Origin of the sequence: Bacillus sp. AFS077874 (genome assembly GCF_002566505.1) — a bacterium.
In the GTDB taxonomy this organism is placed as follows: Bacteria; Bacillota; Bacilli; order Bacillales; family Bacillaceae_G; genus Gottfriedia.
This window is the reverse complement of record NZ_NUYF01000014.1, coordinates 53,926-66,704: the sequence shown is the minus strand read 5'-3', so window position 1 is coordinate 66,704 and position 12,779 is coordinate 53,926. Positions and strand designations below refer to the sequence as shown.

At 30.9% G+C, this 12,779-nt stretch carries 14 protein-coding genes; 3 read left to right on the top strand and 11 right to left on the bottom strand.

Going from position 1 to position 12,779, the window contains the following annotated elements; genetic code table 11:
* The first annotated feature begins 40 nt into the window (after window positions 1-40).
* Window positions 41-826 (top strand): carbonic anhydrase, encoded by a 786-nt coding sequence (locus COJ46_RS16670; protein WP_176522448.1) that lies wholly within the window; start codon window positions 41-43, stop codon window positions 824-826.
* A gap of 176 nt (window positions 827-1,002) precedes the next feature.
* Here the strand turns inward: COJ46_RS16670 and COJ46_RS16665 are convergent, their stop codons facing one another.
* Window positions 1,003-1,566 carry a beta-class carbonic anhydrase gene (locus COJ46_RS16665; protein WP_097973845.1) on the bottom strand — a complete coding sequence of 188 codons (564 nt, stop codon included), beginning with the start codon at window positions 1,564-1,566 and terminating at the stop codon, window positions 1,003-1,005.
* A gap of 282 nt (window positions 1,567-1,848) precedes the next feature.
* Between COJ46_RS16665 and COJ46_RS16660 the strand changes: the two genes are divergently transcribed.
* Entirely contained in the window at window positions 1,849-2,673 is an 825-nt protein-coding gene (locus tag COJ46_RS16660; protein WP_097973847.1) for an aldo/keto reductase, read from the top strand.
* Window positions 2,674-2,776: 103 nt separating this feature from the next.
* On the opposite strand, the gene COJ46_RS16655 is transcribed toward COJ46_RS16660, so the two are convergent.
* The 8 genes from COJ46_RS16655 to COJ46_RS16620 all read right to left on the bottom strand — a co-directional run bounded on the left by COJ46_RS16655 (window position 2,777) and on the right by COJ46_RS16620 (window position 9,365).
* Window positions 2,777-3,418, bottom strand: coding sequence for an alanyl-tRNA editing protein (locus COJ46_RS16655; RefSeq protein WP_097973849.1), 642 nt, complete (start codon window positions 3,416-3,418; stop codon window positions 2,777-2,779).
* A gap of 117 nt (window positions 3,419-3,535) precedes the next feature.
* A complete protein-coding gene (locus tag COJ46_RS16650; RefSeq protein WP_098566129.1) occupies window positions 3,536-3,997 on the bottom strand; it encodes a hypothetical protein in 462 nt (153 codons plus the stop codon).
* Between the two features lie 202 nt (window positions 3,998-4,199).
* Complete coding sequence (locus COJ46_RS16645) at window positions 4,200-5,588, bottom strand: sensor histidine kinase (protein WP_098566128.1); 1,389 nt, start codon at window positions 5,586-5,588, stop codon at window positions 4,200-4,202.
* A 14-nt stretch (window positions 5,589-5,602) separates the two neighbouring features.
* Window positions 5,603-6,271: a response regulator transcription factor gene (locus tag COJ46_RS16640; RefSeq protein WP_097973854.1), complete on the bottom strand. Its 669-nt coding sequence runs from the start codon at window positions 6,269-6,271 to the stop codon at window positions 5,603-5,605.
* A gap of 418 nt (window positions 6,272-6,689) precedes the next feature.
* Window positions 6,690-7,217 (bottom strand): Gmad2 immunoglobulin-like domain-containing protein, encoded by a 528-nt coding sequence (locus COJ46_RS16635; protein ID WP_097973855.1) that lies wholly within the window; start codon window positions 7,215-7,217, stop codon window positions 6,690-6,692.
* A gap of 137 nt (window positions 7,218-7,354) precedes the next feature.
* On the bottom strand, window positions 7,355-8,266 hold the full coding sequence (locus COJ46_RS16630) for an AEC family transporter (protein WP_097973857.1): 912 nt from the start codon (window positions 8,264-8,266) through the stop codon (window positions 7,355-7,357).
* 42 nt (window positions 8,267-8,308) lie between these two features.
* Window positions 8,309-8,653, bottom strand: a complete 345-nt coding sequence (locus tag COJ46_RS16625) for an SHOCT domain-containing protein (RefSeq protein WP_097973859.1) — start codon at window positions 8,651-8,653, stop codon at window positions 8,309-8,311.
* Between the two features lie 259 nt (window positions 8,654-8,912).
* Window positions 8,913-9,365 (bottom strand): VOC family protein, encoded by a 453-nt coding sequence (locus COJ46_RS16620; RefSeq protein ID WP_097973860.1) that lies wholly within the window; start codon window positions 9,363-9,365, stop codon window positions 8,913-8,915.
* Between the two features lie 157 nt (window positions 9,366-9,522).
* Here COJ46_RS16620 and COJ46_RS16615 point away from each other — a divergent pair, with 157 nt between their 5' ends.
* Window positions 9,523-10,056, top strand: coding sequence for a GNAT family N-acetyltransferase (locus COJ46_RS16615; RefSeq protein WP_286145519.1), 534 nt, complete (start codon window positions 9,523-9,525; stop codon window positions 10,054-10,056).
* 244 nt (window positions 10,057-10,300) lie between these two features.
* On the opposite strand, the gene COJ46_RS16610 is transcribed toward COJ46_RS16615, so the two are convergent.
* Window positions 10,301-11,068 carry an SDR family oxidoreductase gene (locus tag COJ46_RS16610; protein WP_097973864.1) on the bottom strand — a complete coding sequence of 256 codons (768 nt, stop codon included), beginning with the start codon at window positions 11,066-11,068 and terminating at the stop codon, window positions 10,301-10,303.
* 31 nt (window positions 11,069-11,099) lie between these two features.
* A complete protein-coding gene (locus COJ46_RS16605; RefSeq protein ID WP_097973865.1) occupies window positions 11,100-12,638 on the bottom strand; it encodes an FAD-dependent oxidoreductase in 1,539 nt (512 codons plus the stop codon).
* Window positions 12,639-12,779 lie beyond the last annotated feature (141 nt).

Below are 12,779 nucleotides of genomic sequence, written 5' to 3'. Positions count from 1 at the left end.
AATGTATCCTATCATACATATCAAGGAAGGAAAGTATATAATGAACTATTTTTTTCTATTCATCATACTATTCAGTTTTACACTCTCATCCTGTTCAAATAATCAGATCGTGCATGAGGTTCATCTAAATAAATCAACAATTGCAGCTGCAAGAAACGAAGACTGGTCTTACACAGGAAAAACTGGACCAAAATATTGGAGTTCAATCAATAATAAATATGCACTATGTTCAAATGGAAAACAGCAATCACCAATTAATATTGATCAAGCTATAAAAAAATTACTACCTTTAGGTATAAACTATCATAATGATCTTTTTAAAATAGAAAGGTCGCAGTACACGGTAAAATTCATTCCGGTTAATCACTCCAACACTATTAATTTAAATGGAACAAACTATACATTACTACAATTTCATTTCCATACCCCAAGCGAGCATACAATAAATGGGAAACAAAGTGATTTAGAGATTCATTTTATAAATGAGAATAAAAATAAATCTATTATTACCATCGGGGTACTTGTTGATAGCGGAAGATTGAATAAAGAATTCCAAAAAATCCTAAATGTAAATCCTATGGATGAAGATCTTGGGGGAAAGATTGTAAAAATAAATTTGCAGTCCTTTATTCCGTATACAAGTAAAAAATTTTCGTACACTGGCTCTTTTACAACTCCTCCATGTACTGAAGGGATTAAATGGATAATCTTTAACAAACCTATACAAATTTCCGAAGAACAAATCCATTCTTATCAAAATTATTTCGAACCAAATAGCCGCCCCGTTCAGCCATTAAATGGTAGAGATTTATTTGAATCTTGGTAACATTAGTAACTATAAATAGAAGAAAACTGAAAACAACTTACTAATAACATCCTGTAGTGGAAATCAACATCACTCTACTCCTTTTACGAAAATTTGGGAATTTAATTGAAATGGTTGTTTTTCAACACCACAAAAAAAGTTATCCTACCTAAAGGATAACTTTTTTGATTAAATCGTTATTCAGCAGTTTTTTCATCTCGATGAACTACTTCTAATTTTCCTGTATGTGGGTCAATTACTAAACCATGAATTTCAACCTCTTTTGGAACAAGTGGGTGGTTTTTAATAATTGAAACACTGTGGTTAACACTGTCGTATACATTTGTAAAGCCAGTTAACCATTTGTCTAAATCTAGACCTGAAAAACCTAAAATTTCTAGGTTTTCTTCTTTAATACCTTTTTCAATCATTTTTTCTTTCATACGTGTAGGATTTGTATTACCCATTCCACACTCATGGTGACCGATTACTAATACTTCTTTAGCTCCTAGTTCATAAATTGAAACTAGAATACTTCTCATAACTGAACCAAACGGATGCGCAATAACTGCACCAGCTGTTTTAATCATTTTCACGTCACCGTTTCTAATATCAAGAGCCTTTGGTAAAAGCTCAACTAGACGTGTATCCATACAAGTAACAACTACAACCTCTTTATTTGGAAACTTTGAAGCTATGTATTGCTCATATTCCTTATTCTCAACAAACTTCTTATTAAAATCTAAAATTTGATCTAACATATATTCCCCTCCAAACAAAAATAAAGAGCATTTTTCCTATACCTATATTGAAGGAAAAGCTCAAAATATACAACCATTTTGCACTCAATAATAGTATTAATCTAAAATTATGTTTTCATTTATACCGTTTTATATTTATTTTTAGAATGCTAAATACACTATCATACAAATAACCAAACGAAATGCTTTATTTTTAAATTCCCATTAATTTCTATCAAATTTTTTTATTTTTAAAGTTTATATTGTACACTAGACTTAATCTTTAATAAGGGGGGAATTAAAATGAAGTTTGAACATTCTATTGCATTACATAATGGAGTTAAAATGCCTCAATTAGGTTTAGGTGTGTGGCGTGTGTCACCAGAAGATGGTGTAGATGCAGTCCGAACAGCTATCGAAGTAGGTTATCGTCATATTGATACTGCAGCTGTCTATCAAAACGAAGAGCAAGTAGGTGAAGCAATTCGCCAATCTGGTGTTTCCCGTGATGAACTTTTTATTACAACAAAAGTTTGGAATGCCGACCAAGGGTATGATTCAACTTTAAAAGCTCATGAAGAAAGTCTTAAAAAATTAGGCTTGGACTATGTTGATCTTTATTTAATTCACTGGCCAGTAAAAGAGAAATATTTAGATACATATAAAGCATTAGAAAGACTTTACGATGAAAAGCTTGTGCCAGCAATTGGTGTTTCAAATTTTCATATCCATCACTTAGAAGATATTGCAGCTCATCGCAATATTAAACCAATGGTCGATCAAGTCGAATTGCACCCAATGTTTCAACAAAATGAATTACATGAATATTGTCATAAAAACGGTATTGCATTAGAAGCATGGAGCCCATTAATGCAAGGTGGCGAAGCTTTAACAAATCCTGTTATAAAAGAGATTGCGGATCATTACGGTAAAACAACTGCCCAAGTCATCATCCGTTGGCACTTACAACGCAATGTTATCGTTATTCCTAAATCAATCACGCCTTCACGAATTCAAGAAAACTTTGAGGTATTCAACTTCGAGCTTTCTTCAAATGATATGCAACAAATTGCTACTCTTGATGCAAATAAACGTGTAGGTCCAGACCCTAATAATTTTGATTTTTAAGGGGCAGGTTTAAGAGTAATAAATTTATAATAATGAAAATAGAAATGGCTACAAGTTTTTTGAAAGGTAGCCATTTTTCCTTATCCTTTAGGTTCTTATGTAATCAAATTAAATAAATCTCTATCCGTTCTTTCCCTCCACCTATATTGTTTCGTTTTAAATTTATTCCTTCAATTTCTCCAGTTCGTTTAATATGTGTCCCACCGCACGAAACTTTACCAAAGCCTTTGATTTCCCAATATCTTCTTTGATTTTCGAGATCATCAAACTCACTTTTTATTTCCAAATCTCCATCAATCAGTTCCATTGCTTTTGTCTCTAAAAGTGGGAATGTTTCAGAGATTTTTCCATCCCAATAGAAATCAATTCTAGCTTTATCACTAGTAATATTTGCACCAATTTTTTCAGGATTATTATAATTTTGATACATTAGCTCCAAGATGATTTCTGCAGCAAAATGTAGCTTCATAATACGATATCGTTTCTCCCAATCGATTTGAATCACTACTTCTTGTCCTTTTTGAAGGTCATGATTTTCTGGTAAAGTGTAGATAATATCTAATCCGTCCTTCTTAGCTTCAATCACCTCATAATTACCAATTCTCCCCGAGTCTGATTGTTGGCCACCCGAAAAAGCATAAATAATGGTTTCGTTTAAAGTAACATTCCTGCCATCTACTTCCGTAACAATTGCAGTGGCTTTTGTAAGATAAGGATCTTCCCAAAATAGTTTTTTTACTCCCATTTCTATACTCCTTATTCGTTTTTGGTTTTGAATTTTGTATCCACTAGTTGATTTCCCTTTTATAGTTATAAAAAAGGAACAATTTCTATAAATTGTCCCTCTTCTAATTAATCCATATTACTTTGTTACAGCTTCACTACCTTTTACTAATTCAATACGTACTTTTTTCAGCCCATCTTTTTCATCAACATATGTACTTAAATTCCAATTTGCTGCAAGAGTATGTTTAATTAGATTAATTGCTTCTTCAGATAAATAAATTCCTTGAATTGCAGTTCCCATATCTTCATAATCTTTTTCAACTTCAATGCCAAATTTATATCTTAATAAAGTCATTAATGAGCCTTTTGTTAGAAATTTGATTTGGTAGCCATCATTAACGATTTTATTAAAATTCTCTTCATTGTTTTTGTACAGATTAATTAATGTTTCCCAGTTAGGAAAACCATTACCATATTGATTTAAAAACTCGAAATTTTCTTCTTTTACTGCGTCTATTAACTGAATGTTTTCTACACCAGCACTACGTAGACTTTCTATCATAATTGCATTATTAATAGCAATACTAACAAAGCTCATCTTTGTTCTCCCTTCGAATTACAAGAATATTCTTTTTATTCAACTTTAACATAAAATACCTTACTAAACTATTAAATTGATGTGATTTACACCGTGATGATGAGGATAGGGAATGCTTTGTAAATACGAAAAAAATCACAAGATCCTGTAACAGATCTTGTGATTTTACTTCTTTTTGGAGAATTTAGATACTCCATCTTAACTAAATTGTGTTTAATGTGATGAAAGCAGTTGTGCCTTCTCCATTTTTACTTGTAATTTGTAGATTACCACCATAGTTTTCGATTAGGTCTTTTGCTATTGATAAGCCTAAACCATTACCGCCGTTAGCTCGACTTCTCGCTTTATCAGCTCGATAAAATCGGTCAAATATATGATTGATATCTTCTTCTTTAATACCGATTCCGTTGTCTTCCACTTTGATTTCGATCTTGTTTGCAACTTGAGTTGTTGTTATATCGATAATGGTGTGTTCTTTACTGTATTTAACTGCATTATCAAACAAAATAATTAATATTTGCATTAAATGTTCTCTTGCAATATTTGCTTTATCGACAATTTGATTAGGAGTATGGAAGTGAATTTCCAAATCTTCATGTAATAACTGATAATTGTTTATGATTTCATTTAATACTTCATTAATATTTGTTGGAGCATACTGTTCAATCTTTTCGCTATTTTTCTCTAGCTTCGTCAACTGGAGTAGCTCATTCGTTAAAATAATCATTCTGTTTGTTTCATTAATACATGTATTTAATGAGTTTTCTAACACAGTTTCGTCTTTTTTCCCCCAGCGATTAACTAATGATAAGTGACCATGAATGATTGCTAATGGTGTTCTTAATTCATGAGAAGCATCTTCAACAAATCGCTTTTGTCTTGTAATTGAAGCCTCTAACTCATCCATCATTTTGTTAAAAAGTAGACCGAGTTCAGATAGCTCATCTTTTGTTTCTCCTACGAAAACTCGCTCTTTTAATTGATTATTTTTTATTTTAATCATTGTTTGATTTAAATTTTTAATAGGATTTAATATTTTTTTAGATAAGAAATAACCACTGAGAATACTTAAAATTAACGAAATGGTTGTTCCTAGAACGAGAATCATGAAAGATTCTTTAATTAATTTCGAAAAGATTTCTACATTCATTGCAACTTCTAATACACCGTCAAAATTCTTATAATGTAGCACCTTACTATTAATTAAAATTTCTTGATTGTTTTTTCTATATTTTTGAATTTCACCGAAGTCTTTTTTATTAATATGAATTTTAGGCATTGTTCTTGAAACTGTAAATTTTTCTTTGCCATCTATATCTATTAATCGAATCATCTCATTATTTTGAATAATTTTTTCAAAATATTGTTTGTTTTCTGCAAAAGAAGCCGCATTAGGTCGTTTCGTTTTATATTCTTCATCTAAATAAGCTGCCGTATCATTTAATCTTTTTTCAATTCGATGTTGCTGCTGATTCATTATAGACATTTGAATCAAAGCAGATTGAATAAGGTTACATAAAGTAAATATGAAAAACATAAGCACAGCGATTGTAATTGTTATTTTCCATCTAATCGAAAGCTTATTTAACAAGGTAAGATTCACCTCTACATCCTCATTACATACCCAGTACCCCTTACAGTGTGAATATAGGTATTATTTTTATCATCTAGTTTTGTTCTTAAGTAGCTAATATAAACATCCACTACGTTTGTTTCAATTGTAGAGCCATAGCCCCATACAGTTTCTAATAAAATTTCTCTAGTTAATACACGATTTACATTGCTCATTAATAAATACAATAAATCGAATTCTTTTTTAGTTAAATCTATAATCGCTTCATCTTTTTTAACAACTCGAGCTGCAGAATCTAGTGACAAATCTTTAAACTTTAAGCAGTGTAAATTTGTTGAACGATCGAGTCGTCTAAAGATTGCTCGCATATGAGCTAAAAGCTCTTCAATAACAAATGGTTTTGAAATATAATCATCTGCACCACTATCTAAACCAGAAATTCGATCAAAAACACTATCTCTAGCTGTAATCATAATAATTGGTGTGTCTTTATGCGCTCTAATTCGTCTACAAACTTCAATACCACTTAAATTAGGAAGCATTAAATCAAGCAAGATTAAGTCAAATTCTTGGTCGATCGCTTGGTTTAAACCGTCTCTACCATCATTTGAAATATACACTTCATTTCCTTCATACTCTAATTCTAATCGTATAAAATTTGCTAATTCTTTCTCATCTTCTATAATTAATATTTTTTTCATATATTTTATCCCTCATTTTTTTTATAATAACATCTATAAAATTATTATTTGTCTTGTATAAGGATATCTGTTTAAGATGAAAATGGCTTTACGGATATTTTAAAATTGAATTAGAGTTTTATTAGAAATTTTTAATATTTTAACTTAATAATCTTGATATTACTACCTATTGTGTACATTTTCTAATAATTTCACTTAAAAACGATTAAAATTTATTTAAAAATATATTTAAAGCTTTCCAAAAGATTGGGTAAAAACTTTTTTAATTTATGTAATTTTTAAAGTTAACTTCTTAAGATTTCAAAAAAAATGGCTTTAGCTTTTGCTAAAGTCATTTTCATACTAAAAAAAATATTTGTCAATCGAATAAGTAGAATCAAATCGATTCCCATTAAAATCAATTTTTTCCTAATCTATATTATTTATAATTAGGAAACTGAATCGGAATATTTAGTATATGTTCTGGTTGGCCGTCTTTTGCGCTTGCAACATATAAAGTAAGTACCCCATTTGGACTAGTTGGCTGATCATAATTAATGACTAATTTAAAATTCCCCCATTCTGGAGCACCCATATCAGCCATTGTATGACCTTCCGCTAAAACATTATGACCATCTTCTATGCGATAAAGAAATGTTGCTTCAAAAACACTAGCTTTCCCTTCAACAATTAACACATTTTTACCTGTTGAGTCATTTACGACTGAAGTGACTTTAAATGCCTCATTTTCAACTGGTGTAAATACTTTAACTGGTGGCTTAGTTTCATCCTTTTTGGGTGGATTATTAGTTCCTTTATCTGGAGTATTGCCCTTATCAGTTGTTTTCCCCTTATCAACATGTGATGACTGATCATCTTTTTTGCCATTACCGTAGTCACTTGACTGACAGCTTGCTAAACAGAATAAGCTTAAAATTATAAGTCCAATAAATAAAAGTCTTTTCATTCTATTAATCACCCCTAAATTAATTTATTGCTGCAGTTTAAATATTGTTCTAAATTAAACTATTTATTTTTAGCAACAGATGAAATGCATTTTTACCGAAGTGGACTTCTAAGAATAGGAATGAATTTTTAAACATATTAAAAGAACGTACTAGCAAGCTGTATTACTATTGGTAAAGTTAGACTACTTAATATAGTTGAGGTAATTACAGTTTGTGCTGCAAAATTTGCATGCTGACCTTTGAATGATAGTAATGCACTGTTTCTTGAACTTGGAAAGGCACTACCTATGAAAAGGGCTTTTGCAACCACACCTTCAAAACCGAAAATTTTTATAAGGGCAAATGCAATGATCGGACCACCAATTAATCTTAAGAAGTTACTAATCGCTAAATTGTTCCAGCTAATTTCTTTTCCCGATTCAGCTAATTGAGCTCCAAGTGTAATTAACGCAAATGGGGCGAATGATTCAGTAATAGGATTTAAAATGGTAACCATTTGATGATTTAATTTCACATGAGATAGTTGAAGAATAAAGCCAAGTACTACACTATATATGATTGGTAGCTTTAGCATCTTCATAATTGCTTCTTTCATTTGAACTGAAGCCTCTGCATTATATACCCCAACAGTAAATGTCATTATATTTTGAAATAAAACGATTAAAACTCCAATACTCAATGCAAAAGGATCATTTTTAAAAACTAACGCATTTACTGGTAATCCAAGATTTCCTGAATTATTTAATGCGATGCTATTAGCAAATGTACCTTGCATCGATTTTTCAATTCCTCTCCATCTACATATTAATGTTGAAATGAGAGACATGGCGACAAATTGAATAACCAAGTAAAATAAAACACCACCTGCAACTTTACCAGATAACGGACTATCATATATTTTCATAAATACTGCTACTGGAAGAAATAAATAAACTAAGAGGGTTGTTAAAGTACGTAAGTGAAGTTTAAAAAGACGATTAAACAAATAGCCTAATATAACATAAAAAAATAGAGGTAGCATAACTTCTAGTAGTAATTTTATTACCATTGCTTTTCCTTCTTTCAGATGATCAAGCGATATTTATTTTATCTACATATCTCGGTTAAAAATTTTTTCTTTTTGTTTCTGAAATTCACTATCTGTGATCACCCCGTCATTTTTTAATTTATTTAATTTACGACGTTTCACTTCAAAGTCCTCTTTCTCTCTTGTCATATACTCTTCAACATTTACTTCATAATTTGATATACCACGATCACTAAAAACGTTATATCCATTAATAATCGTAATCATTAGCGCAATTCCGGTCCATAACAATCCGAACAAACCAGCTTGCGGTATTACAATTGTAAAACCGAGGACGATAAAAATAATGCCAACCATTAAACCAAAAAATGACTGCCCTTTACTTGGTTTAACTCGAATCTTTCTCAAATTTCCACCTCTTTTCATTTTAAAATAAATTTCTGAATGAAATAGAAGCTTTGACGGTTAAATTTGATAAACTATTATTTTGCTTTCGAAATACTATATTCGACAAATTATGTTTAAATACCTATTGCAAAAATAAAAAACCACCTAATTAAGTGATTTTTTAAATTTTTATATTAACTTATTTACACTATTTTTGATTTAATCTGATAGGTTCATATAAAATGAATTCACTCCATTTTTATAAACAAAAATCAAAGAGTTATTTTGAATATCTTTCTTTCCATTCACTTAAATAGAAAACTTCATTTGTTTTTATAGATTCTCCATCAAGTAGCGTTATAAATTCTAAACTATTTCCATCAGGATCTCGGAAATAAACACTTGCTGCTGGCATCCAAGTATGTACTACAGGTTCTATTGGATTTAATCCAAAAAAGTTTTCAGTTGGTTTTATCCCTCTCTCTTTTAGCCATTCAATACTATTCTCTAGTTCATGTAGACTTACTCCAAAAGCGAAGTGACCTTTGTGAAATTCCTTTCCTTTCTCTACTTCCCATAGACCGAGCATTTGTTTGTCCTCACCGATAAAAAAGAAAGCTACTCTTCTTTTTTCAATTTTATGAGCAAGCTTAATACCTAGTTTTTCGTAAAACATAATGGATTCTTCTAAATTTCTCACTTCTAAATGAGTTTCATATATACTTTTTATCATCGCTTTTTCTCCTTTCATCAGATGAAAGTAATATCGTAAGTATTATATTTTAGCATTATGCTGTTTAATTTTAAAAAATTCTGAATTTAAAACTCTAAACATCTCCAAGATGATATGATTTAATTAACTTTAATTCAAAATGAAAGGAGATTTGGACTTGATCTTCCAATCAAATAAGCTTACTATTCGTCAATTAAAAGAAAATGATGTTCCCCTTCTAGCAAAATGGCTTTCGAATCCTAAAGTTCTTCAATATTATGAAGGTCGAGATAATCCGTTCAACGCTGAAAAGGTTAAAAGTATTTTTTTTACTAAGGATCCCTCTATTCATATGTGTATTGTAGTTTATGAAAATATTGAAATAGGCTATATACAATTTTATAAATTAGACGATGAATCAAAAATTGAATATGGATATGAAAATACAAGTGAAGTTATTTACGGAATGGATCAATTTATTGGTGAAACTGATTTTTGGAATCGTGGAATTGGAAGTTTACTTGTCTCATCGATGGTGAATTACCTAGTTAATAATCAAAACGCAGAAAAAGTAGTAGTAGATCCACAAACATGGAATGTACGCGCGATTAAATGCTATGAAAAATGTGGATTTAAAAAAATTCGATTACTTCCGAAACATGAGTTACATGAAGGCGAGTATAGAGATTGTTATGTAATGGAGTGCAATTAAATTAAATTAAATTAAATTAAAGGCTGCCTAATTATGCTTACCTAATCATTTACCTGTTCATTATGGTTGGGTTCGACACGATGGAAAGTTTTCATCACAAATAGCTAAGACATTTTTGAATAGATTATCATTAGAGATATAAAAAATAAATTGTTGCTTCACGACTTAATATATTAGTTTACCATGGACTCCTCGGTATTTTTAAAAAGGATGTCTCAACATCTTACCTGAGACATCCTCTATATTATCTTATAAAGCCACCTTCAGAATGGATTATTTGGCCTGTTATCCAATCAGCATCTTCACTTACAAGGAATTTAATTAACTTAGCGACGTCACTTGGCTCTCCTATTCGACCGAAAGGAAAAAGAGGTAATAACTCTTTTTTGATTTCTTCTGTCATCCATCCCGTATTTGTTGGACCTGGATTAACTGCATTAACTGTTATACCTAATTTTGAAACTTCCGCTGATAGTGTAATTGTTAATGCATCAATTGCTCCTTTTGTTGTAGCATAAGCAAGTTCCCCTGGCATTGGTCCTTTAAATTGTCCAGATGTCAGATTTATAATTCTTCCACCTCTTTTATACTTAAATTTTTGTGCGAATAGTGTACTTAGAATGGTTGTCGCTCGAATATTCACTTTATAATGCTTATCTAGTTCTTGAAAAGTTAAATTGGAATAATCATTATTTGTTGAATATGCTGCATTGTTAATTAGTACTCGTGGAAAACCCAGTTCCTTTATCACATACTCAAATAGTAGGTTAGGTGATTCTTCCTTTGTCAAATCAAGCTCTAGACAAGATACTCGTACATCTTTTGCAAGTAAGTCATTTTTCAATTTAAGTGGCTCATTTAACTCAATTCCCCAAGGCATTTCAGTATCGTAACTAGTCCAATACGTAAAAAAGATATCAAACCCATTATCAGCTAATAAATGACAGATTGCCGCTCCGATTCCATTTAACCGACTTGCACCTGTAATAATTGCTATTTTATTTTCCCGCATAGTTTCTCCTCATAAATTTTTCTATTTTAAGTTATTGAACAAAAACTTGTTTTAAAGGTTGATCGGCTGGCCCTTCTAATACGTCACCATAAATTGAAAATCTTGAGCCATGGCAAGGGCAATCCCATGATTTTTCACCGTTATTCCACTCGACCTCACAACCTAAATGAGTACAAGTTGTGTCTACACAATGAACTTTACCATTTACATCTTTATAAGCTCCAACTCTTTTCCCATCTAGTGTTACAACTGAGCCTTCATCATTGTATAACTCTTCTATTTTTCTAGAAACGGGTTCTAATTTTCCTTCAATTAAATGTTTAGCTACATCTATGTTTTGCATTAAGAAATGCTTGATACTAGGGTCTGCTTGGAATCTTGAAGGAGTGAACACATCAGCATCAACAGCTTCTTTTCCTAATATTAAATTACTGATTAACTGGGCGGAGACTGTTCCACTTGTCATACCCCATTTACGGAAACCAGTTGCTACGTATATGTTTTCATGTTTTGATGATAGTCTACCAATATAAGGCATTTTATCTAAAGTGATCAAATCTTGCGTAGACCATCTGAATAATACATCTTCAATTCCAAAGGTTTCTTCACCAAAAAGTTTTAAATTTTCATAAAAACTCATAGTACGAGTTTCTACACCTGTTTTATGACTTTCTCCACCAATTAGTACTAGTTCTTCATTATTAAATTTAAATGATCTTAGAGACCTTTTCGGATTTTCCGCACTTATGTACATGCCTCCTGGATATGCTGTTTTTACTTTTGCAGCTAAGGCATATGAACGATCAGCATGTAATTTCGTAAAAAACAATTGATTACCATCGTAAAAAGGAAAATGGGATGCACTAACAACATGCTTACATTTAATTTTTCTTCCACTTTGAGTGACTACGACTGGATTGTTACCTGTTTCAACGTCAATGACTACAGTTTCTTCATAAACCTTTAATCCGTTTTCAATTGAAGCTTTTAATAAATGGATCAGGTATTTAAGTGGGTGAAACTGAGCTTGATCCCTCATTGTAATCGAATATTTTGTATCAAAAGGTAATAATGTTTTTACTGCTCCAAATGAGTCAATTCCTAACTTTTCATAAGCTTTCAATTCGTTTTCTAGATTTCTTACATAATCATCAGAAGTCGTATAAATTGTTGCATCCTGGGTCTCAAAATTACATTCTATTTGGTTATCATTCGTATATTTTTTAATAAAATCCATTGCATTTTTAGTAGAATGATAAAATATTTTTGTCTTTTCTAATCCAAAATGTTGAATTAGCTCATCGTAAATTAAATCATGCTGTGCTGTTACTTTTGCAGTCGTGTGTCCAGTTGTTCCATTAATTATTTTATTCGCTTCAATTAAAGCCACCTTCATACCCGCTTGCGTTAAAAAATATGCGGTTGAAATCCCCGTAATACCGGCACCAACGATTACGACATCAAACTCTTCGTCATCATTAAACGGTTCAAAAGTAGGAATATTTAGTCCACTTCTCCATATTGGCTTTGAGTGCTTAGGCAAGCCATTATAATCAATCTTTTCATTCATCTTTGAATACCTCCATTTATGTTATGTGGTTATTATTACCAAATTGATGGATGTTCATTAAACTAACTTTTCAATACTACTAATTAGTAAATATTGTTAAAATGGAGATAATGATGAATGCTCATCTAACAAAGCAAAAAA